Source organism: Oscillospiraceae bacterium, from assembly GCA_015068525.1.
Taxonomy (GTDB): domain Bacteria; phylum Bacillota; class Clostridia; order UMGS1840; family HGM11507; genus SIG450.
Genome location: SVKJ01000010.1, coordinates 35,758 through 59,111 on the forward strand (window position 1 = coordinate 35,758; position 23,354 = coordinate 59,111).

Sequence of the window (23,354 nt, forward strand, 5' to 3'; positions counted from 1 at the left end):
AATTAAAATGGACGCAAAAGGGACAGACCCTTTTGCGTCCATTTAAGTTTAAAACGAACAATCCTTTTAATTAAGTTCAGATCTTTCTTTTATGTAACTTTCTAAAAAGTCAATGGTTTTTTCAAGTCCGAGAATACTTGAATTGATAGAAATATGATAGTTTCTTGAATCTCCCCATTTACCTTTGCAGTGGTTGTTATGATAGGTTTTTCTTGCAAAGTCTTTTCTCTTTCTTAATGCTTCGGCTTCTTTTTCGTTCAAGTTATATATTTCCATAATTCTTTTGACTTTTTCTTCTTTATTTCCCAAAATGAAAATAGTTACCATGTTTTTATTATGCGAAAGATGATGTTCTGCGCATCTTCCTACTATAACAAAAGATTCTCCGTTATCTGCTTTTTTTTGCAAAAATTTAAATTGCATATTTACAAGGTGTTCCTGCATTGATGTTGAGTGGCCGTTAATTTTTCTTGTAAATAAAGAAAACTTTGGTCTTTCGTCAAACTTGTGAAATTCGTGTTCATCAATTCCGAATTCTTCTGCCATACTGTCAAGTAAGTTGTGGTCAAAAAGCGGAATATCAAATCTTTTAGAAAGTTCCTCCGCAATAGCGTGACCGGCGCTGCCAAATTCTCTGCCTATTGAAATAATAAGTTGTTTATCCATAAATTAAACTCCTTTATATATATCTTACACAAATAAATACTGTTGATATTAAAAGTACAATTACTGTGGCAGGTACTGAATATTTGCAGAATTTACCCCAACCTATAAAATGACCTTCCTGTGCCGCGGCAGAAATTCCGACAACGTTTGCAGATGCGCCGATTGGTGTTGCACATCCTCCGATATCCGTACCCATTGAAAGCGACCATGCAAGTGTATCAAGTGAAACTCCTGATGAAAGTGAAAGTGTACGTATAACAGGAATCATTGTTGCTGCAAATGGTATGTTATCTACAAATGCACTTGCAAGTCCTGAAAGCCATATAATAATTATAATAAGCAGGTATTTGCTGTTTCCGCTTAATATTTTAATATATTCTGCTATAAGTTCAAGAACATGAGTCTGCTCTAAACCACCTACAACTATAAATAATCCTATGAAGAAAAGCAAAGTTTTATAATCAACTTTTTTAAGAATAATCATTGTTTTCTTACCTGCAAAGATAAGGGTAGCGATTGTTACAAAAACTCCGATTGTTGAAACTGTAAGTCCTGTCATAGAGTGAGTTACAAGCATCACAACTGCTGTTAAGAAAATAATTACACTGATTATGAAATCTTTTTTGTTTTTTATTGCATCCTTTGCATTAAGACTTGCATTACTGCTGTCAGAAGATGATGTTTTCATATATTTTCTGAATATAAGGCAAAAGTACAAAATAATAAAAGGTACGCATATTAAAACTATAAGACCTGTGTTGGTTATAAAATCAAAGAAACTGTAACCCAAAGATGTTCCGATTATTATATTCGGAGGATCCCCGCACATTGTAGCGCTTCCTCCAAGATTTGCACAGAATATTTCTGCGATAATAAGAGGAGCAGGTTTAAATTTCAGTATCTTGGCAAGTTCTAAAGTAGCAGATGCTAAGAATAAAATAACTGTAATACTGTCAATAAACATTGCAAGTATGGTTGACATTACCATAAAGGTTATAAATAAAGGTAAAGTTTTGTATTTAACAATTTTGGCAAGACCTAAGCACAGCCAACGGAAAAATCCTGATTCGCCCATTCCTTCTACCATAACCATCATACCGGCAATAAATACAATTGTTTCCCAGTTAATCCCTGCTGATACTCCGGCACTTTCGCCGTTTGCATACCAGAAATGAGCAGTAAAGAAACTTTTTAAATTAAGAGTGTCCCATATTGCAGGAAAACTTTTCATACATATTCCAAAAACCAGAACAAGCATAAGTAAGCCGCATACAAGTGTAACAATATGCCTTTCAATCTTATCACTTACAATGGCAAGGAACATAACAATAAAAATTAATACTGCAATAATTTGTGCAATTTCCATTTTAAATCCCCCTTGGGCACTCGGGAGCCAAAACCCCTTATGCCTTAAACTTGTTAAATTTTAACCTTTTTAACTTGGCGCCCTCGTAAGGCGTTAGCCTGACATCGTCCTTCGCATTAAAAATCTTAGAAATTTCCCTGCGTTTAAGGTCGAAGAGTTTAAAATTGAGAAATTTTGTTTAAGTCAAAGAAATTTCAAGGATAATACTTACGTATATTCGCAGGAATTTCTACAGGATTAAGCGAAATTTATAATTTTAAACCATAAGGTGTTCGACTCCCGAGCGCCCATTGCTCAGTTTATTATATCACTTTGTAAATGTAAAGTCAATTTTCAAATCAGAGAAAAATGTTATATTTTTACACATTTTGTTGTGAAAATTGTAAGAAATTATTGTAAGAATAGAAAAAATGATTTATAATAAAGGATAAATAAAATATAAAGGAGTTTTTCTAATGCTTGATTTTACAAAAACGGCAGACGATATAGTAAATGAATCTTCCGACCTTGCCATTTTGCCTATAGGCTCAACGGAACAGCACGGACCTCATCTGCCTATGTGCACAGACTATACTGTTGCAACTGAAATATCAAAACTTATTGCAAAAAAAACAGGAGCATACCTTCTTCCGACTTTGCCGATAAGCACCTGCTATGAGCATAAAGGTAAAAAAGGCAGTGTGTGGATGAAACCCGATACTTTTTATAAAGTTATTCAGGATATAGTTCTCTGTTTAAAAGATCAGGGATTTACAAAAGTTGCAGTTGTACTCGGTCATGGAGGAATATTTGTTGCAACGCCTGCTATCAGGGAACTTAACGCTATGTATGACGGGCTTAAGGTTGCAAAAATAGATTTTCTTCAGTTTTTCGGAACAAAAGAAATGCTTGAAGTTTTAGAGTGTTCCGACAACCTCCATGCATGTGAATATGAAACATCTCTTATGCTTTATTTAAAGGAAGATAGTGTTAAAAAAGACAAAATCAAAGAAGCGGATTTTATTCCGCCTTATCCGAGAGATTTTTTAAATTATGTATCGCTTGTTAAATTAAGTGATACGGGAGTATGGGGCAAACCATCACTTGGCAGTAAAGAAAAAGGCGAAAGAATTACAAAAATACTTGTTGAAAAAAGTATCGAATATATGGATAAAGTATTTAACACTATGGACGATAAAGCATGGTAATCTATTTACTTTATTCCATATAAATTGTATTTTGAATAATGTATTTGACATTTTTGGTATATTGTGATATATTAAAAGTAGAAATTATTAAAAGTGGCTGAAATTTTACAAAAAATTATAAAAAAAATCTACAAACTTAAAAAAATCCACAACTCCAAAAAAACCATAAGCAAAGGGGTTTAGGACGGTTATTTTATAAAATGAAGATTTTTTTTGATGGCTGTGAAAATATTTTGTTTACAAGTGGAATGTTTTCAACTATAATGATAACATCAAATATGACGATTTTTCAGTCGACTAAAATAAGGGGGACAAAAAAATGGTAAAAACTTCTACAACAGTTGTCATGAATAAGAAATCTTTTGCTAGAAGAGTTCTTGATGACTGGCAGCTTATACTGTTGGCACTTCCCGGTTTAATTTTTTACATCATATTCAGATACGGACCGATGTACGGGGTGACAATTGCTTTTAAAGACTATGGTATATTTTTAGGTATCTTCGGAAGCCCATGGGAAGATCCATGGTACTATAACTTCCAGATGTTCTTCACTTCAGGGGACTTCTGGCCGCTTCTTAGAAATACATTTACGCTCGGTTCATATATACTTTTATTCTCATTCCCTGTACCGATTATATTTGCTCTTTTCTTAAATGAAGTAAAGAATATTAAATTTAAGAAACTGACACAGACTATTACATATCTGCCTTCGCTTTTATCAATGGTTGTTGTTTGTTCGATGGCAATTGATATGTTATCTCCAAGTTCAGGTATTATAAACAAACTTATCGTTGCCTTAGGCGGAGAAGCGGTTTACTTTATGATTAAACCTGAATGGTTCAGAACTGTATATATTCTTATACATATATGGCATGGTTTCGGTAGTGGTGCAGTTATTTATATTGCTGCTCTTGGCGGTGTTGACCCATCACTTTATGAAGCTGCCAGAATTGATGGTTGCTCAAGATTAAAACAAATCTGGCACGTTTCAATACCTGCTATTTTACCAACAGTTGTTCTTATGTTCATTATGAGTTCAGGTAACATTATAAGAGTAGGTTATGAACAGGTATTGTTACTGTACAATGCTGCTACCTACGAAGTTGCCGATATCTTTGGAACATTCGTTTACAGAAAAGGTATTTTGGAAACTAACTACAGTTACTCTACTGCAGTAAGTTTATTTGAATCAATAGTTGCGTTATTCTTCGTTATTTGTTCTAATACACTTAGTAAGAAGATTAATGAAACAAGTTTATGGTAATAGGAGGTAGAAACAGTGAGCTTATTTACTAAAAAGAATGCAGAAGAAAAAGAATTCCATAACAAAAAGAACAGACTTGACAGATGGACTCTTTTTGATTATTTAAATGCATTTATAATGCTTGTTCTTATATTTATAACACTTTATCCTGTTTGGTATGTACTTTGTGTTTCACTAAGTTCTACCGCAGCAATCAACCAGGGCGCAGTTACATTCTGGCCTGTTGGATTTAACTTTGATGCATACTTTGAAATTCTTGATACACCAAAAATTCCAAGAGCATATCTTAACACACTTATTTATACAGGTGTTGGTACATTCTGCAGTGTTGTTATGACGGTTATTTTTGCTTATCCTTTATCAAGAAGAAACTTTGTATTCAGAAAACCTCTTATGATTATGGTAACAATTACAATGTTCTTCTCAGGTGGTATGATTCCTTCGTTCTTGCTTGTTAAAGAACTTGGACTTTTAGACTCAATGTGGTCACTTGTTCTTCCTTCTTTAATAGCAACTTATGACCTTATCGTTATGAGAAGTTTCTTTGAAACAATACCAAATGAAGTATATGAAGCAGCGGTTGTTGACGGTGCAAGTGAATTTAAGATTTTAACATCAATCTTTGTTCCTCTTGCAAAACCTGCTATCGCATCTATTTCACTATTTTACATAAGAGGTCAGTGGAACAGTTTCTTACTACCATCAATTTACTTAACAACTGCTGAAAAATATCCTCTACAGGTTATTTTAAGAGATATGTTAATTAATATGACAGGTCAGAACGCAAACGACCTTGAAGAAAGCAGATTTACACCTGAAGCACTTAAGAATGCGACAATTTTCGTATCAGTATTACCATTCTTACTAATTTATCCTTTCATACAAAAATACTTTGTAAAAGGTTTAACATTAGGTGCAGTAAAAGGGTAAAACAAAGTTTTTAAAGACCCGGCATTAGCCGGGTCTTTTTTTTTGTGGATTGAGGCAAAAAAAGTCTATGAAACTCTTACTGTATTAAGAGTAATTAATAATGATAAATTTTTAGATTTTGATTTTATTTTTAACTGTTTTACTTGAAAATTAAAGATATTTAAAGTATAATATTCTAAGATAACATAATACTAAAAAAGAGAGAGGATTATTTTATGCAGAATAAAGAATTTAAACCTTATATTCCTGCTGACAGAGTAACGCCTGAAATTACGGTTACTTCTATCATAATGGGAATTTTACTGGCAGTTGTTTTTGGTGCTGCAAATGCTTATCTTGGACTAAGAGTTGGGATGACAGTTTCAGCTTCAATTCCTGCTGCCGTAATTGCTATGGGAGTTATACGCGTTATAATGCGTAAGAATTCCATATTGGAAAGCAATGTTGTTCAGACTATAGGTTCTGCCGGCGAATCAGTTGCCGCAGGTGCTATATTTACTTTGCCTGCTTTATTTTTATGGGCAGCAGAAGGTGTTATGGATAAGCCCGGTATTGTAGAAATAACTCTTATTGCCCTGATTGGCGGTCTTTTAGGGGTATTTTTCATGGTGCCATTAAGAAATGCGCTTATAGTTAAAGAACACAATATTCTTCCTTATCCTGAAGGTACAGCCTGTGCAGAAGTTTTACTTGCAGGTGAAGAAGGCGGTGCAAATGCTACAACAGTTTTTGCAGGTATGGGATTTGCTGCAATATTTAAGTTTATAATTGACGGACTTAAAGCAGTTCCGGGAGAAATATCGCTAAGAGTAAAAGGATTTGCAGGAGAAATAGGAACTCAAGTTTACCCTGCTGTTATGAGTGTAGGTTATATTTGCGGACCTCGTATTTCTTCTTATATGTTCTCGGGCGGTGTATTAAGCTGGCTTGTTATTATTCCGTTAATCGTATTGTTTGGTGAAAATATAGTTTTATATCCTGGCACGGTATCAATCGGAGAAATGTTTGCAGATGGCGGAGCGAGTGCTATATGGTCTTCATATATCCGTTATATCGGCGCAGGAGCGCTTGCATGCGGAGGTATTATAAGTTTAATTAAATCTTTACCTCTTATTATTTCTACTTTTAAAGGCGCTATGAAAGGTATGGCACAGGGAAGCAGCGCCGGAACATTAAGAACTGAACAGGATTTAAGCATGAAAATTGTTATAACTGTTATTGTTCTGTTAACTCTTCTTGTATGGCTTGTTCCTGCAATCCCTGTATCAATTGTAGGTGCGATAATTGTTGTCGTGTTCGGATTTTTCTTTGCAACAGTTTCTTCAAGAATGGTTGGGCTTGTCGGAAGCAGTAACAACCCTGTTTCAGGAATGGCAATTGCCACACTTTTAATATCAACACTTATTTTAAAAGTTACAGGCGATGTTGGTGCGCATGGTATGCAGGCTGCAATTGCTATTGGCTCAATTATCTGTATTGTTGCCGCAATTTCAGGGGATACATCTCAGGATTTAAAAACAGGTTTCTTACTTGGTGCAACACCTAAGAAACAGCAAATAGGTGAAATAATCGGTGTTGTTGCTTCGGCTCTTGCAATAGGCGGAACATTATATCTTCTTGATGCTGCATGGGGATTTGGCTCAGAAGAACTTGCCGCACCTCAGGCTACTTTAATGAAAATGATTATCGAAGGTGTTATGAATGCAGACCTTCCATGGACACTGGTATTTATAGGAGTATTTATCTCAATAGTTATAGAAATGCTTGGCATTCCTGTTCTTCCTTTTGCTATTGGTATTTACCTTCCTGTTCAGCTTAATGCTTGTATTATGGTTGGTGGCCTTGTAAGATTATTCTTTGATAAGATGAAAAAAGAAGAAAAGGTTAAAAAAGAAATTGTAAACGATGGTATCCTGTTCTGTTCGGGTATGATAGCAGGGGAAGGTATTGTCGGAATTATACTTGCACTTTTAGCAGTGGCAGGAATTGACGGACTTATAAATATTTCAGGACTTCTTTCGTTGCCTTCATGGGCATCAACCGTATTAAGTCTTGTTGTTTTCGGACTCATTATTTTAAGTCTGCTTAAATTCTCACTCTTTAAGAAAAGAAAATAAGAAATATGAAAAAAGAAAATTATCTTGATAAAAAGCCGATGTTAAATTCACACATCGGCTTTACAATAAAAGACGATATAGTTACTTTGGAAATAGAAAATAAAGGATTTGTTAATAAGATTTTCCAAAAACTGTTTAACAAACCAAAAAAAAGTTATATTCATCTTGATGAACTTGGGAGTTTTGCAATTTTATGTTCAGATGGTATAAGGGATATAGGGGAAATTGGTAAATTAGTCGAAGAAAAGTTTGGCGATAAGGCACAACCGGTTTATGAACGCCTTGCTAAATTTTTTCAGATTATGGACAGTTATTCTTTTATTGAATGGATGTGAAAATGTGAAAACAAATTGGAGAAAGAGAATAGGAATTATTGTTTATTTAATTCTATTGTTGTCAATCATATATTCAGTTTATAAGATTGTTACAACATCTTCTCAAACTACGAGTGAAGGTGTACATATAAGAAGTGATTACATACTGATGCTTATTCAGTGCTGTTTGGGAACAGTCGTTATAGGACTTCCGAGCGTACTTGAGAAGAGATTTTCGTTTGAACTTCCAAACTCTATGTCAATTGCATATTTTGTGTTTTTATACTGTGCGATATATTTAGGCGAAGTGCGTCAGTTTTATTATCTCATTCCTCATTGGGATGATATTCTTCATTGTTTCAGCGGTGCGATGCTTGGAGCATTTGGTTTTACTTTGGTTGCAATACTTAACGATTCAGAACGGGTAAGAGTGGAACTTAATCCTTATTTTATCTGTCTTTTTGCCTTTTGCTTTGCAATGGCAGTAGGAGCAATCTGGGAAATATATGAATTTATGGGGGACAGTTTATTTGGACTTAATATGCAGAAATTCAGACTGGAAGACGGAACTCTTTTAATTGGAAACAATGCCCTTAAAGATACAATGCACGATATTATAATTGATGCAATAGGCGCACTTTCAGTATCAGTTTTGGGGCTTTTGAATATGAAGATAAAAGAAAAATCAAAAAATAAAACTGCCTGCAATGACAATATAACTGCGTAGCAATAAAATTGCCCGATGTCTTTTTTGACATCGGGCAATATTTATATTATCTTTGAACTCTTCCTGAACCGTCGCCACCCATTAAAGATGTAACTTCGGAAACTGATACTCTGTTGTAGTCACCTAAAATTGAGTGTTTTAAGCAACTTGCAGCAACTGCAAATTCTAAAGCATCTGAATCTTTTTCGTAGTTATTTAAACCATAGATAAGACCAGCTGCAAAACTGTCACCGCCGCCTACACGGTCAATAATATTCTTAATTTCATATTTTTTAGAAACATAGAATTCTTTTCCGTTGTAGATACATGCTGACCAGTCGTTATGTGTAGCAGATTTTGATTCTCTTAAAGTAATAGCAATTTTCTTTGTATCAGGGAACTGTCTTAAAACTTCTTTTGCTAATTCTTCATATTTTTTAGTATCTAAAACGCCGCCTTCAACATGAGAATTGTTTTCAATTCCAAGTGATTTCTGGCAGTCTTCTTCGTTGGCAATAATAACATCAACATATTTTGTAAGTTCTCTCATAACTTCTTTTGCTTCTTTTCCGTATTTCCATAAGTTTTTACGGTAGTTTAAGTCACAAGAAACTGTGATGCCAAGTTCTTTAGCGGTTTTAACTGATTTAAGTGCAAGAACCGATGCTGATTCTGAAATAGCAGGTGTAATACCTGTAATGTGGAACCATGTAGCACCCTGGAATGCTTTAACAAAGTCAATTTCATCTTCTTTTGCGATAGCGATTGAAGAATTTGCTCTGTCGTAGATAACTTTTGAAGGTCTTTGGTTAGCGCCTGATTCTAAGAAATAAATACCAACTCTTCCGTCATTGAATACGATAGAAGATGTATCAACGCCAAAACCTCTTAATTCTCTTATACATGCATTTGCAATATCATTTTTAGGTAAAGCAGTAATAAATCCTGTTTCCATACCGTAGTTAGCCAAAGATACGCAAACGTTTGCTTCTCCCCCTCCGAAAGTCGCTTCTAAACTTGGAGACTGGAAAAATCTTTCCATACCCGGACTTTTAAGTCTTAACATGATTTCGCCAAAAGTAACAACTTTTTTCATTTTAAATCACCTTTTCTTTATAATTCGTTTTTATTTTGATGGTCTGAGTTTTTTTACATCTCATCCTTTGACATAATTATACAATATTATTTACGCAAAGTCTTGCTATTTTTATACAAAAATATTGCATATTTTGATTATGAAAATTGCATTATTGAAATTTTAAAGACCCTGTGATAAAATGAATGTAAAAAAAGCGAAAGGAGACAGCAGTATGCCTAAATATTTTGATAAACTTATGCAGGACGGAACGGATGAATGTGTCAATTCCAAAACTTTTGCTGTCTTTTATTCGAATAAGGAAGAGCAAGTTAAAAATATGCATATTCACGATTGTTGCGAGGTTTTTTTGTGTCTTAGCAACTCTCAGGAATTTCTTATCGGAGATTCCATGTTTTCTGCTAACAGAAATGATATGCTTGTTGTTAACCAGTTTGAAATTCATAAACTTTTGGAAAAACAGGGTGCTTTTTGTGAAAGATATGTTTTCAAACTGCATCCGAGATTTCTTCTGTTAAATTCCACATCTTCGACTGATCTTTCTGCGTGTTTTTATGACCGTATTAATTTTAAAAGGCAGGTTTCTCTTACCAATGAGCAGGCGATGGAACTTATTGATATATTTAATTCCTTTAAAAAGAGTGATGAACTTGGTGACGATATAATATCAAACCTAAATGCTATAAAAGCAGTTGTTCTTATAAACAGGTATTTATTAAGTTCAAAAGGAGGAGATACTGAGTCTTCTTATACAAGCAACGCAGTTGTTGAATCAGTTGTTTCTTATATAAATGACAATTTATTTTCCAATATAAATCTTGACGAACTTTCAAAGAAGCATTTTATATCAAAAAACCACCTTTGCAGAATTTTTAAAAAGCATACAGGCACAACTGTTGTAAACTACATAACTTTAAGAAGAATTGCAGAGGCAAAAAAGTTTTTAAATGATGGGTTTGACGTTAAAGATACCTGTGAAAAATGCGGTTTTAACGATTACTCACATTTTATAAGAACATTTAAAAATATTGTAGGCGTTCCGCCTAAACAATATATAAAAAGAAAAGAATAAAAGGAGTAAAAACCATGAAAATGTCATTTCGCTGGTATGGCTATGATGACCCTGTTAAAATAGAGTACATCAGGCAGATACCTAATATGGAATCTATCGTAACTGCAGTTTACGATGTGCCGGTTGGGGAAGTATGGCCGGAAGAAAGAATTTTGGAACTTAAGAAAACTGTTGAAGATGCAGGTCTTAAATTTGATGTAATCGAAAGTGTTCCCGTACATGAAGATGTTAAACTTGGCAAACCTACAAGAGACAGGTACATTGAAAATTACAAAGAAAATATAAGAAGGCTTGGAAAAGCAGGGATAAAATGTATCTGCTATAATTTTATGCCTGTTTTTGACTGGACAAGAACGCAACTTGATAAAGAGTTGTTTGACGGTTCAAATGCACTTGTTTATTATAAAGACCAGTTAGAAAAAATGGATCCGCTAACAGGGGAATTAGCATTGCCGGGCTGGGATTCAAGTTATAAAAAAGAAGACCTTAAAAATCTTTTTGATGAATATAAAAATGTTACCGAAGAGGATATGTTTGATAATTTAAAATATTTCCTTGATGCGATTATGCCTGTTGCAATAGAATCAGATGTAAAAATGGCAATCCATCCTGATGATCCTCCGTATCCTATTTTCGGACTTCCTCGTATTATTACATGCGAAAAGAATTTAGACCGTTTCTTAAAATTATATGACCATGAATATAATGGTCTAACATTCTGCACAGGTTCTTTGGGATGCTGTAACTTTAACGATATCCCTCATCTTGTTGATAAGTATTCCAAACAGGGAAGAATTCACTTTATGCACATAAGAAACGTTAAGAACTATGAGGACGGAAGTTTCGAAGAAACTGCACATTTTGGTGCTTACGGTTCCTTAGATATCAAAAAAATAGTTAAAATTCTAAAAACAAACGGTTTTGACGGTTTTATCCGTCCTGACCATGGCAGAATGATTTGGGGAGAAACAGGAAGACCGGGTTACGGACTTTATGACAGAGCATTAGGAGCGACATATATAAATGGTCTTTGGGAAGCAACCGAACTCTAAAAAGCCTGAAATTTTGACAGAACGAAAAAGCAAGGGAAGCCTTGCTTTTTCTTTTTCCTAAAACAAATCCGGCATATAAAAAGATATAGCCGTGATTTGTTTTAGAAAAATCTGCCTAAAATTTCAGGCTTTTTAGAGTTCGGTTGTTTACAACTACGGATAATTTTTCCTGGTTTGACATTTGGTCAAACAGTGATATGTTCCCTTGCGGGAACGTGATATATTTACTTCGTAAATGTGATATGTGCTTACGCACGTGATATGTTTGCCTTAAAAGGCAAACGTTAAGGACGCAAAACATACCATACGGTGTTTTGCGTTTTTTAATTTCATAAATTCCGCAAGGAATTTATACCACAATTATTCATCATTCATTATTCATTATTCATTAAAACTTGCTTTCGTTCAATCTGAACAATTTTCCTGTCCTCTTTTAAAAGCCGATATTTATTCAGGGAGTTTTATATAAATTTATTGATATTTTAATTTATATGTGGTACTATAAAATTAGCAAAATATAGTGTTTGCGTAAGAGGGTGAAATAAAATGAAAATATATACAATTATTGCCGGCGTAAATGGAGTGGGCAAGAGCAGTTTCACAGGAGTAAAGAAAGAAAGTATTGACTTAGGTGTTATTATCGATGTTGATAAAATAACCTACGATAACAAAAAAGGAAAAATAGAGGGAGCAAAAACAGCACTCGGTATGATAGATGATTGCCTTGAAAAAGGAATATCTTTTACTCAGGAAAGTACATTGTCGGGATATGGAGTTGAAGCAAGAATTAAGCGTGCCAAAGAACTTGGATTTTATATCCGAATGTTTTATGTAGGTTTAAATACTGCAGAAGAAAGCATTGTAAGAATTCAAAATCGTGTTATGAAAGGAAGGCACGGTATTCCTTTAGAGGATGTTGTACGCAGATTTGAAAAGCGTTTTGAAGCACTTATGAAAGTATTACCATACTGTGATGAAGCTGAGTTTTATGATAATGACAACGGATTTATGAAAGTTGCATCGTTTAGCGGTAACGTTTTTAAGATAGATTGCGATGTTATGCCTAAATGGCTTTCAGAACTTACAGGCTATATAAACGAAACTGATATTATATTTAAGAGTTAATAAAGAGAATTATTATGGAAAGAATAGAAAGTGTAAATAATAAAATAATAAAATTTACAAATTCTCTTAAAATAAAGAAATTTCGTAAACAGGAAGGGCTTTTTATCTGCGAGGGAGAAAGGCTTGTTTTCGATGCGATAAAATTCAGAGAACCTTCATACATAATAGTATCCGAAAGTTTTTATAAAAAAGATTTTCCATATAAAACTTATGAGGTTACCGAAACCATTTTTAAAAAACTTTCCGAAACAGTTTCTCCGCAAGGAATTATGGCGATTTTTAAAACTGATATAAAAAATATAGAGGAGATAACACCTTGTAATACAGTTATACTAAACAGGCTTCAGGATCCGGGCAATTTAGGCGCAATTTTAAGGACCGCGAAAGCAACAGGGTTTAACAATGTAATTTTAGACTCTGAATGTGTAGATCTTTATAATTCAAAAACTGTAAGAAGTTCTATGAGTTCGCTTTTTAATCTTAATATTTATTTATCTTCCTCTTTAAAAGAAGATATTGCATTTTTAAAAAGTAAAGGTTTCTCAGTTTGCGCAACATTGCTTGACAGCGATTCAGTAAATTTATATAAAGAAAATTTTGAGGGAAATGTTGCTTTTATAATAGGAAACGAGGCTTCGGGAATGGATAGGGATTTAATAGAATGTTGCGATAAAAAGATTATAATTCCTATGGAAGACGGCATAGAATCTTTAAATGCATCGGTGGCAGGCTCGGTAGTAATGTACGAAATATTAAGGAGGCAAAAATATGAAAACGGATAACATCAAAAAACCAATAATTATTGTATCCTACGCTATAGTTTTGTATTTTATAGTAAATAATCTGACGACTTTTTCAGGGTATGTTTCTTCTTTCTTTAAAGTCATAGCGCCTCTTATTATAGGTGGAATTTTAGCATTTATCATAAATCTGTTTTTAAGATTTTACGAAAAGAAAGTATTTGTAAATATAAAGGAAAAATGGAAAAAACTAAGAAGACCTGTATGCGTTATACTTTCTTACCTTACTTTTTTTCTGATACTGTTTATAATCGTAAAATTCATATCACCAAGACTTGAAGAAAGTATTAAAACTCTTACAAGCAGTATTCCTGCTTATGTAAATTCTGTGAGTGAGTTCTTTTACGGTCTTACTTTGGAACATAAAATAACAGAGGAGTTATGGAATAAGGTAATTGAAAATTTTGATCTTATTATAACAAATACGACTCAGTTTTTAAATACTGCACTTCCTAAAATATTCAGTGTCACAAAAACTGTAACATCAAGTGTATTTGATGTGTTTATCGGTTTTGTATTTTCCGTGTATATGCTTTTATCTAAGGAAAAACTTGTAAGAATCTTAAAAAAGATTCTTCGTGCTCATACAAAAGAGAATTTTTCAACAGGTGTTATTGATGTTTTCAGAAGAGCAAACAAAATATTCCGTTCATTTGTAGGAGGGCAACTTAGCGAAGCGGTTATTCTTGGTATATTGTGCTATATAGGAATGAGTATATTTAAAATGCCTTATGCTCCTCTTATCAGTGTTATTATAGGTATATCAAGCATTGTTCCTGTTATTGGAGCAATAGTCGGAACAATTCCCTGTGCTCTTTTAATTCTTCTTGAAAATCCTATGATGGCAATATGGTTTGTTGTATTTATAGTTGTTCTTCAGCAATTTGAAGGAAATATTATCTATCCGAGAGTGGTCGGAAGTGCTATCGGAATAAGCGGATTCTGGGTGCTTTTGGCAGTAACTTTAGGAGGCGGACTGTTCGGTATTTTTGGAATACTTTTAGGAGTACCTTTAATGGCAGTAATTTATACTGTTTACGGGGAATATGTTAATAAGAAGGTTGATGAGAAAAGTAATTGATGAAATTATATCATTGGTTACAACGAAATACAATTATTAATTATTCATTAAAAAATCCTGTCAGAAAAATGAATAATGAAGAATACAAAACAAAAAAATCCCATCTTACGACAGGATTTTTTTGTTTTGGTGCCGGTGGCCGGACTCGAACCGGCACGGTGTCGCCACCGGTGGATTTTGAGTCCACTACGTCTGCCAATTCCATCACACCGGCACAATATAGAGTTATTATATCAAAGTTTTTTTCTTAAGTCAAGAAAAACAATGTAAAAATTAGAAATTTATAGAATTTATAATTATGCAAAAAATGTCGAAAATATTCATTATTTGCTAATATTACTATTGACAAAATGCTTATTTTTATGTATTATATAATTTAGTGTGACAAGAAGGCGGTGTTATTTTTGAGTGTTAAATTAGCAAAGACGGCTGGGTTCTGTTTCGGCGTAAAAAGAGCGGTAGAAAAAACTTATGAATTAGCACAAAAAAATAATAAAAAAATTGTGACTTACGGGCCTATTATTCATAATGAACAAGTTGTAGAAGACTTAAAAAAGAATGGTGTCAATGTCGCAGAAAGTCTTGACGAGATTGAAAAAGGAAGTCTTGTTATTATCCGTGCACATGGTGTATCAAAAAAAGTTTATGATTATTTTGATAAAAATAATATTGAATATGTAGATTTAACCTGTCCCTTTGTTAAGAAAATTCATAATATAGTTAAAGAAAATTTCGAAAAAGGGAAAACTATTGTGTTAGTCGGCAAAAAAAATCATCCTGAAGTCATTGGGATTAACGGTTGGTGCGATGAAAAAGCAATAGTTATTTATGAGGAAAATTACGAAGAATTAGAAAATATTTTTAAAGATAAAGATAATTTATGTGTAGTTGCACAAACTACAATTAATAAACAGAAATTTTACAATTATGTTAAATTTTTAAAAAACACTTGTAAAACTATAGAGGTTTTTGATACAATATGTAATGCGACATACGAAAGGCAGTCAGAAGCAGTTCTTCTTGCAAAAGAAGCAGATGTTATGATTGTTGTCGGCGGTAAGAACAGTTCCAATTCTAATGAACTTTATCTTAAGTGCAAAGAAGTGCTTGATGATACGTATATGATTGAAACTAAGGAACAGCTTGACGTAAGCCTTTTTAAAAATAAAAAAATTGCAATTACTGCAGGTGCTTCAACGCCTGCGTATATTATAAAGGAGGTTCTGAATATTATGTCAGAAGAAAAAATAATGCCAATGGGCGAAGAAAATTTTGCCGATATGTTGGAAAACTATTTAAATTCATCACTACATAGTGGTCAAATTATTAAAGGAACTGTTGACAGAGTGTCTTCAAATGAAGTTAATATCAACATTCCCGGATATAAAGGAGTAGGGGTTATTTCACTTGATAATTTATCAGATGATTCGCAATTTAAGCCTGAAGAACATTTTAAAGTGGGCGATGAAATAGAAGCAATGGTTATTAAAAAGAATGATGTGGAAGGAACAGTTTTACTTTCTAAAAAGAAAGTTGACTCTCACAAAAATTCTGAAATTTTAAGAGCTGCATTTGAATCTAAAGAAATCCTTACAGGTAAGGTTATTGATGTTAATAAAGGCGGTGTTACCGTCAGCGTTAACTCTTGTAAAATTTTTGTTCCTAATTCTCTTGCAACTGAAAGAATGAGCGATGACAAGAATTTACTTCTTAATACTGAAGTATCTTTAAAAATCATTGAATTTGATGAAAGAAAAAGAAGAGCAATCGGCTCTATCAAAGCTGTTCTTGACGAAGAAAGAAAGAAAGTACAGGAAGCATTCTGGGCTGAAGTTTCTGAAGGCAAAGTATATGAAGGTATAGTTAAATCTCTTACTAACTTCGGCGCATTCGTTGATTTAGGCGGAGTTGACGGTTTAGTTCATATTTCCGAATTGTCATGGGGAAGAATTAAACACCCATCAGAAGTTGTAGCATTAGGCGATAAGATTACAGTTTTTGTTAAAGAAATAGATAATGAAAAGAAAAAGATTTCTTTAGGCTTTAAAAAAGCAGAAGACAATCCATGGGTTAAAATCGAAAAAGATTTCAAGGTTGACGATGTTATAAAATGTAAAATCGTAAGACTTGTTCCATTTGGTGCTTTTGCTGAAATCATTCCTTTTGTTGACGGACTTATTCACATTTCTCAGATTTCCAATAAGAGAATTGAAAAGGTTGCAGACGTTCTTAATGTCGGAGACGAAGTTGAAGCAAAAATTATTGAAATCGATATGGAAGCTAAAAAGATTTCTCTTAGCATAAGAGCACTTCTTAAAGAAGAACCTGCAGAAACAGTTGAAGAAGCAACTGAAGAAGCAGTTGAAGAAACAGTTGAAGAAACAACTGAAGAATAATTAAAAACGATTTTAAAGTTATCCTGTGTTATATGACACAGGATAATTTTGAGAGTGAGGATTTTAAATGAGTGATTTAAAATTAAGAAATATTGCCATAATTGCGCATGTTGACCATGGTAAAACTACTTTGGTTGACGAAATGTTAAAGCAAAGCGGAACATTCAGAGTAAACGAACAGGTGGAAGACAGGGTAATGGATTCTAATGACTTAGAAAGAGAAAGAGGGATTACCATTCTTTCTAAAAATACATCTGTTGTTTATAAAGATTATAAAATTAATATAGTTGACACTCCGGGCCATGCCGATTTCGGAGGCGAAGTTGAACGTGTTTTGGGTATGGTTGAGGGTGTAGTTCTTTTAGTTGATGCTTTTGAAGGTGCAATGCCTCAGACACGTTTTGTGTTAAAAAAAGCACTCGAACTTGATTTGAAACCCATTGTTGTTGTTAATAAAATTGATAAAAAAGATGCAAGACCTAACGAGGTTATAGATGAGATAATTGATTTATTCATTGACCTTGACGCAACTGATGAACAGCTTGAATTCCCTGTTATCTATGCGTCTTCGAGAGAGGGCTTTGCTACCTTTGATTATGAAAAAGAAAATGACAATTTAAAACCTCTTTTTGATACTATAATTGATTATGTTCCGGCACCTTCAGGAAAGAGTGACGAAGATTTTCAGATGCTTGTATCAAATATCGACTATGATGAATATGTGGGTAAAATCGCAGTAGGTAAAATCAAACGAGGTAAAATTAAAGTAAACGAGCAAATAGCCATAGTAAAAAAAGATGGTACGGTTAAAAACGCAAAGGCAGGAAGAATATACACTTATTCAGGTCTTAAAAAGACTGAAACTGAATCTGCATCAGCAGGCGAAATTGTTTGTATTGCAGGGCTTGGAGATTTTAATATAGGAGAAACTTTATGCTCTTTAAATAATATTGATCCACTTCCTGTAATAGAGGTTGATGAGCCTACTATTTCTATGAACTTTATTGTTAATAACAGTCCTTTTGCTGGAAGAGAGGGGACTTATGTCACCTCCCGTCATTTAAGAGACAGATTATTTAAAGAAACCGAAACAAATGTTAGTTTAAGAGTAGAGGAAACTGACAGTGCTGATTCTTTCAAAGTTTCAGGTAGAGGGGAACTTCATCTTTCTATTTTAATTGAAACAATGAGAAGAGAAGGCTTTGAGTTTCAGGTTTCAAAACCTGTTATTATTATGAAAGAGAAAAAAGGCGTTTTGTGTGAACCTGTTGAGCATCTTATTGTTGATGTGCCGGAAGAATTTGTCGGAAGTGTTATTGAAAAATTAGGCTCCCGAAAAGGCGAAATGATAAATATGCACGCTAATGCAAGTGGTTATACAAGAATAGAATTTAAAATCCCGTCACGAGGCCTTATAGGCTATCGTAATGAGTTTTTAACCGATACTAAGGGTAATGGAGTTATGAACTCAATTTTAATAGGATATGAGGAACATAAAGGCGAAATACAGGGCAGACAAAGAGGTTCTATTATTGCTTGGGAAGATGGGGAAAGTATTACCTATGGTCTTTATAATGCACAAGGTCGAGGAAGGCTCTTTATCGGTCCCGGTGTCAAAGTATATGAAGGTATGGTTGTAGGGGAAAATGCGAAAAGCGAAGATATAGTCTTAAATGTATGCAAGAAAAAGCAACTTACAAATACCCGTGCATCAGGCTCCGATGACGCTTTAAGACTGACTCCTCACGATGTTTTAAGTTTAGAGCAATGCTTAGAGTTTATTGCAGATGACGAACTTGTTGAAATTACCCCTGAATCTATAAGACTCAGAAAGAAAATATTAAATAGTGATTTGAGGGCAAAGGCAAGAAATCGATTAAATAAAGAGAATTAGTAAACTTAAAATGCGAAGCTTCTTTCAAATGCGAAGTTCGAAATGCGAAGTTAGGAATGAAGGAAATGCAATTATGCCATACGGCAATTGCATCTCTATATTCGCAACAATTAAAATAATTCCAATAGATTTAATGTTAAATGAAACAAGCAACCGCAAAAGGCTGTATAGCATCTTTTGCGTACCATCATTTCGCATTTCGAACTTCGCATTTGAAACTAATTCCTAACTAATTTTAACCTGAATAATATATAAAAAATCGGTTAATAATAGTTAAGTAAAAATTTTTTTAAAAATTTCAAAAAAACTCTTGACAAAATAGGGAAATGTTGTTATTATAATATAGTCGATTTTATTGAGCGCCTCATAAGCGGGTGTAGTTCAATGGTAGAATCTCAGCCTTCCAAGCTGATTGCGTGGGTTCGATTCCCATCACCCGCTCCACATTGTGCGCCTGTAGCTCAGTTGGATAGAGCAACTGCCTTCTAAGCAGTAGGCCAGGAGTTCGAATCTCTTCAGGCGCGCCACTTTATATGGTGGGTATAGCTCAGTTGGTTAGAGCACCAGATTGTGGTCCTGGGGGTCGTCGGTTCGAAGCCGACTATCCACCCCATTTTTAAAAACAAATGATAAATTCGACCACGGAAAATAACTGAAGATGTTGGGATGTAGCCAAGTGGTAAGGCACAGGACTTTGACTCCTGCATTTCGCTGGTTCGAGCCCAGCCATCCCAGCCAATTTTCTAACAACTCAATATGGGCCATTAGCTCAGTCGGTAGAGCACTTGACTTTTAATCAAGTTGTCCGGCGTTCGAATCGCCGATGGCTCACCAAAGAAAGCAAATCCGAACTTTTTCCTTATAGGAGAAACATTCGGATTTGTTTTTTCTTTATAAAAAGATTTAAGAGGTAGTCATCCGGCTACCTCTTTTTGCTTTGCTTCTTCCAACTCGTCTGATTCTTTCTGACCTTTCTCGGATTCATAGAACGCCAATATGTCAGGAAGAAAACAGCGAGCTAAAGCTTCAATTTCATATTGTGGTATTTTTATTTTCTTTTCTGCCATATCGGCGCTCCTTTCGCCGACTACAGATATCAGTTAGATTGTCGATTCATCATACATGTATCCTTGGAATACCTTTCCGTCATGAGTAATAAATCTGCCTTGTGTGTGCTTGGGAATTTCGTCTGCTGCTTTTGTGTTATCAAGTATAATTTGTGATAATACAGTGTCTGCTCTGCCACATACTCTGAAATCGATATTATTTCGAATTTGTCCTGGTAAAATATTTGCATCAGGCCTCTGTGTAGCAAGGATAAGATGTATTCCAAAGGCTCTGCCCTGTCTTGCAATAATGGCAAGCTTATTTTCAATTTGTGAAATAAACTCCTTATCTTCTTTAGATAGTCCTGTCTTATTCAAAAGTTCTGCTATCTCATCGCAAGCAAATATAATGCGTTTTAATTTATCAGAATCGTACTGCATTTTATTCAGTTCGCTGATATTTGAATACGAGGCGTCACTTAGTATTTTCTTTCTTTTTTCCAGTTCATATATCAAGCTATCCAAATCTTCTAAAAGCTTGTTCTTGTCCGTAATAAATATGCACTTTTCACGCCATATTTTGCAAAAGTCAACGCCACCTTTAAAGTCTGCAATATGAACCTCGGCACCCTTTTTAATACATTGTAAAAGCAAGTGTTTAAGCAGAAAACTTTTTCCTGATCCTGTGGATCCGCCTATTAAAATATGGGGGATTTTGTTAAGATCGACTTTTACATCTTCAAGCAAACTTTTCCCTAAAACTATTTCAAAATCTTTATGACTTAAAAATTCATCATTCCAATATACAGCCCATGGAATCTGAATATTGCCGGAAACAGTTTTTAATATAATCCTGTTTCTTTTCTTACCTTGCATAATTTCATCAATATATACATTTAAAATTGCCTCAATGCTTTCTTTATTGTTTTCCCAATCGCATAGAGGAATGCCATTGGATTCAAATTCCATCAACGTTTTACTTGCTGCCTTATCAAAACTTCTTCTGATTAGGAGAGGCGTTTCACCTGCGTGATTTATAAGGCCCGTTCTAAGTAATCCTTCATTTATTTCCTTTGCTCCAAATGGTGTGCCAAGGAAAACAATTAAGACTACAAATAGCCCTATAAATATAAACGGGAATACTAATTCAATTGTTATCTTATTGGCTGCACCAAATATATCTACATCATTTATGTATATGAATTTTTCTTTGAAATTCCAAAACAAAATAACGAGCAGTATATATAATCCTGCAACTGCAGCTTTAAGCCAATCGGTAAGTATGCCATATAATCCCGTTTTAAATCGTAACCACTGATATCTTAGTCTTGTTTTTCTTTGAATCAGGAATTTTTCGTTATTGTCCATAAGTCAGCACTCCCTTCAATAATCGTTCCGTCTTTTTTATATTCCAAAACTTTGTGTATTCTTCTTAAAAATGCATTCCAGGTTTCAGGTCTGTCTTTTTGTACATTCTTGTATTGCTCCCAAAGAGGAATATTTGATGTAATATACACTGTCTGATAACACGCAGTTCTGTCGTTATATCTTGCGGGCAGGTTAAGATGATAGATATCAAGGTAGTTCAGCATTTCTTCAATGGGAATCTGTGAATTAAATTCCTCAAACACCAAAACCTCCTGATTTGTATATCCATCAAAATTGATTCCTTTACCTGCTCGGTAATTTGTTATTCTGCAAATGTCTTTGGCATTGTGCCTTTGATATATACTTCTTGTTTTTCCTGTTCCGCTTGCACCAAAAATATATGTTACATATAAATCTCTGTTTTCGCATGAATACTTTTCCGAACTTAAAACCTGACGAAGTGCATCAATATCTCTTATTCTGAATGCAAATTCTGGTGCGTCATCTATAATCTCAGTTGTCTGCTTTCCATCTCGGATATTTTCAATGAGCTTACTCATTTTAGGATTGTTTTCATCCCGTTCTTTTGGCAAGGTTCCATATTCATAAAAACTACCTTCAACACTTGTTTCTGATTTTTCATCATTTTCCCATTTGCCTGATTTTAATATGTAATCTCTGTTATCCTTTGCACTTCCCATTGCTTTTTCAATATGCGCAATGGGAAAGCGATTTTTGATTGTATTAAATCTGATAGGAGAGTGGGAGTATATGAAAATATGTGTGTGAAAAGTTCCTGTTTTTGCAATCTCATCTGCCAAGCAGAAATAGTCAGGAAAAAACTTCATCAATATTTCGCATATCCGCTCGTGTGTAAACTCACACTCAAGCGGATTGTTTATTATCAAGGTCCATTTGCGTGATTGTGAATTTGACATATGTAGCCTCCTTTCTTGCTACATGCTACATCTAATCCATAAGGGTAATACTAACCCTTATGGATTAGGCGGCACGGCAAATCTTTTTTAAGAAAAATCTCCGCCGTGCCGCCTCCCATTAAGCCTTGTTATTAACCAATGATATACCGGTTGCAGTTGCTTTAACCTGAGGCTGATTGTTCATCATATACAGTGACAGCTCAAGTCCTGTAAATGTAACTTCCGCATAACCGTTTGGCTTTTCCACAAGCTGTCTGCCGTCAATCTTGATGTTGATTTTTTCAAGAGCTTTTTCAGGCATAGCAACTGTGTAGCGGTAACCGGTAATATTTTCTATACGTTTGTTATCTTTGTACTCATACACTGGTGCTACATCAACAAGCCACAACTTGCTTCCTAAACTTCTGGGATCGATAATCAAATCTTGAAGTTTCATAAGTATAATGTCCTCCTTTCATCAAAATTTAAGGTACCTTATGAGCACATTATACAAGCAAATTTATGACATTTCAAAGTTTGATAAAAGACACCAAAAACCCAGTGCTTTCAGGGGTTTTGAAGTTTGTTGTGTTCTAAAAATGGCTTAAATACGTTTTAAATGTCGTTTAGTAAACGACAAAAAATTTAAAAAATTTTTGCCGAGCATGAAAATCACGCTCGGCAACTGGTTTTATTCTCTTGATTTAACTCCTAAATAATGTTGTTTTTCTACTCCTATACTTTCCAAATATTCATTACCCTCTTCAATATCTCCGTTTTCATTATTCTGGATTAAATATAAATATGCTCTGTCAACTTCATAATTTTCAGATAGTTTATATCCTGCAAGTTCAAACAAATTTAAGGATTCAAGCACACCAAGTTTCAAAGAAACACAGAAGGTAGCAATTGTACATAGTTTAGGTCTGGATTTCCCTTTCTTTATTGAACTTAAAA

At 34.1% G+C, this 23,354-nt stretch carries 19 protein-coding genes and 6 tRNA genes; 18 read left to right on the forward strand and 7 right to left on the reverse strand.

Features of this window, described 5'->3' with window-relative positions:
- Window positions 1-66: 66 nt before the first annotated feature.
- The gene (locus E7419_04965; protein MBE7014543.1) at window positions 67-666 is read right to left on the reverse strand and encodes a cytidylate kinase-like family protein; all 600 of its coding nucleotides are present in this window, start codon (window positions 664-666) and stop codon (window positions 67-69) included.
- 13 nt (window positions 667-679) lie between these two features.
- Window positions 680-2,032, reverse strand: coding sequence for a citrate transporter (locus E7419_04970; protein ID MBE7014544.1), 1,353 nt, complete (start codon window positions 2,030-2,032; stop codon window positions 680-682).
- A 455-nt stretch (window positions 2,033-2,487) separates the two neighbouring features.
- Between E7419_04970 and E7419_04975 the strand changes: the two genes are divergently transcribed.
- From E7419_04975 to E7419_05000, 6 genes are all read left to right on the forward strand, one after another.
- Window positions 2,488-3,219 carry a creatininase family protein gene (locus E7419_04975; GenBank protein ID MBE7014545.1) on the forward strand — a complete coding sequence of 244 codons (732 nt, stop codon included), beginning with the start codon at window positions 2,488-2,490 and terminating at the stop codon, window positions 3,217-3,219.
- Between the two features lie 319 nt (window positions 3,220-3,538).
- On the forward strand, window positions 3,539-4,483 hold the full coding sequence (locus E7419_04980; protein MBE7014546.1) for a sugar ABC transporter permease: 945 nt from the start codon (window positions 3,539-3,541) through the stop codon (window positions 4,481-4,483).
- 117 nt (window positions 4,484-4,600) lie between these two features.
- Window positions 4,601-5,413, forward strand: a complete 813-nt coding sequence (locus E7419_04985) for a carbohydrate ABC transporter permease (GenBank protein MBE7014547.1) — start codon at window positions 4,601-4,603, stop codon at window positions 5,411-5,413.
- Between the two features lie 215 nt (window positions 5,414-5,628).
- Window positions 5,629-7,530 carry an oligopeptide transporter, OPT family gene (locus E7419_04990; protein MBE7014548.1) on the forward strand — a complete coding sequence of 634 codons (1,902 nt, stop codon included), beginning with the start codon at window positions 5,629-5,631 and terminating at the stop codon, window positions 7,528-7,530.
- A gap of 5 nt (window positions 7,531-7,535) precedes the next feature.
- The gene (locus E7419_04995) at window positions 7,536-7,865 is read left to right on the forward strand and encodes a PqqD family protein (GenBank protein MBE7014549.1); all 330 of its coding nucleotides are present in this window, start codon (window positions 7,536-7,538) and stop codon (window positions 7,863-7,865) included.
- A gap of 4 nt (window positions 7,866-7,869) precedes the next feature.
- Window positions 7,870-8,571 carry a hypothetical protein gene (locus E7419_05000; GenBank protein MBE7014550.1) on the forward strand — a complete coding sequence of 234 codons (702 nt, stop codon included), beginning with the start codon at window positions 7,870-7,872 and terminating at the stop codon, window positions 8,569-8,571.
- 46 nt (window positions 8,572-8,617) lie between these two features.
- On the opposite strand, the gene E7419_05005 is transcribed toward E7419_05000, so the two are convergent.
- Window positions 8,618-9,646: a sugar kinase gene (locus E7419_05005; protein MBE7014551.1), complete on the reverse strand. Its 1,029-nt coding sequence runs from the start codon at window positions 9,644-9,646 to the stop codon at window positions 8,618-8,620.
- Between the two features lie 181 nt (window positions 9,647-9,827).
- Here E7419_05005 and E7419_05010 point away from each other — a divergent pair, with 181 nt between their 5' ends.
- From E7419_05010 to E7419_05030, 5 genes are all read left to right on the forward strand, one after another.
- Window positions 9,828-10,718 carry a helix-turn-helix transcriptional regulator gene (locus E7419_05010; protein ID MBE7014552.1) on the forward strand — a complete coding sequence of 297 codons (891 nt, stop codon included), beginning with the start codon at window positions 9,828-9,830 and terminating at the stop codon, window positions 10,716-10,718.
- 14 nt (window positions 10,719-10,732) lie between these two features.
- A complete protein-coding gene (uxuA, locus tag E7419_05015) occupies window positions 10,733-11,770 on the forward strand; it encodes a mannonate dehydratase (GenBank protein MBE7014553.1) in 1,038 nt (345 codons plus the stop codon).
- Between the two features lie 546 nt (window positions 11,771-12,316).
- Window positions 12,317-12,895 (forward strand): hypothetical protein, encoded by a 579-nt coding sequence (locus E7419_05020; GenBank protein MBE7014554.1) that lies wholly within the window; start codon window positions 12,317-12,319, stop codon window positions 12,893-12,895.
- A 14-nt stretch (window positions 12,896-12,909) separates the two neighbouring features.
- A complete protein-coding gene (locus tag E7419_05025; GenBank protein ID MBE7014555.1) occupies window positions 12,910-13,677 on the forward strand; it encodes an RNA methyltransferase in 768 nt (255 codons plus the stop codon).
- Window positions 13,664-14,776 carry an AI-2E family transporter gene (locus E7419_05030; GenBank protein ID MBE7014556.1) on the forward strand — a complete coding sequence of 371 codons (1,113 nt, stop codon included), beginning with the start codon at window positions 13,664-13,666 and terminating at the stop codon, window positions 14,774-14,776. The genes E7419_05025 and E7419_05030 overlap by 14 nt, the downstream gene beginning before the upstream one ends.
- Before the next feature lie 127 nt (window positions 14,777-14,903).
- Here the strand turns inward: E7419_05030 and E7419_05035 are convergent.
- Window positions 14,904-14,990 (reverse strand) — tRNA-Leu (locus E7419_05035).
- Between the two features lie 181 nt (window positions 14,991-15,171).
- On the opposite strand from E7419_05035, the gene E7419_05040 reads away from it, so the two are divergent.
- From E7419_05040 to E7419_05070, 7 genes are all read left to right on the forward strand, one after another.
- Window positions 15,172-17,172 carry a bifunctional 4-hydroxy-3-methylbut-2-enyl diphosphate reductase/30S ribosomal protein S1 gene (locus E7419_05040; GenBank protein ID MBE7014557.1) on the forward strand — a complete coding sequence of 667 codons (2,001 nt, stop codon included), beginning with the start codon at window positions 15,172-15,174 and terminating at the stop codon, window positions 17,170-17,172.
- Window positions 17,173-17,239: 67 nt separating this feature from the next.
- Window positions 17,240-19,066 (forward strand): translational GTPase TypA, encoded by a 1,827-nt coding sequence (gene typA / locus E7419_05045; protein ID MBE7014558.1) that lies wholly within the window; start codon window positions 17,240-17,242, stop codon window positions 19,064-19,066.
- 370 nt (window positions 19,067-19,436) lie between these two features.
- Window positions 19,437-19,510: transfer RNA gene (locus E7419_05050), tRNA-Gly, on the forward strand.
- A 6-nt stretch (window positions 19,511-19,516) separates the two neighbouring features.
- Window positions 19,517-19,593 (forward strand) — tRNA-Arg (locus E7419_05055).
- Between the two features lie 9 nt (window positions 19,594-19,602).
- Window positions 19,603-19,679: transfer RNA gene (locus E7419_05060), tRNA-His, on the forward strand.
- A gap of 49 nt (window positions 19,680-19,728) precedes the next feature.
- Window positions 19,729-19,804, forward strand: a tRNA-Gln gene (locus E7419_05065).
- Window positions 19,805-19,824: 20 nt separating this feature from the next.
- Window positions 19,825-19,900: transfer RNA gene (locus tag E7419_05070), tRNA-Lys, on the forward strand.
- A gap of 266 nt (window positions 19,901-20,166) precedes the next feature.
- Here E7419_05070 and E7419_05075 read toward each other — a convergent pair.
- From E7419_05075 to E7419_05085, 3 genes are all read right to left on the reverse strand, one after another.
- Window positions 20,167-21,480: a DUF87 domain-containing protein gene (locus E7419_05075; GenBank protein ID MBE7014559.1), complete on the reverse strand. Its 1,314-nt coding sequence runs from the start codon at window positions 21,478-21,480 to the stop codon at window positions 20,167-20,169.
- Window positions 21,456-22,418: a viral replication protein gene (locus E7419_05080; protein ID MBE7014560.1), complete on the reverse strand. Its 963-nt coding sequence runs from the start codon at window positions 22,416-22,418 to the stop codon at window positions 21,456-21,458. Before E7419_05080 ends, E7419_05075 begins: the two co-directional genes overlap by 25 nt.
- Before the next feature lie 118 nt (window positions 22,419-22,536).
- On the reverse strand, window positions 22,537-22,854 hold the full coding sequence (locus E7419_05085) for a hypothetical protein (GenBank protein ID MBE7014561.1): 318 nt from the start codon (window positions 22,852-22,854) through the stop codon (window positions 22,537-22,539).
- Between the last annotated feature and the right edge of the window lie 500 nt (window positions 22,855-23,354).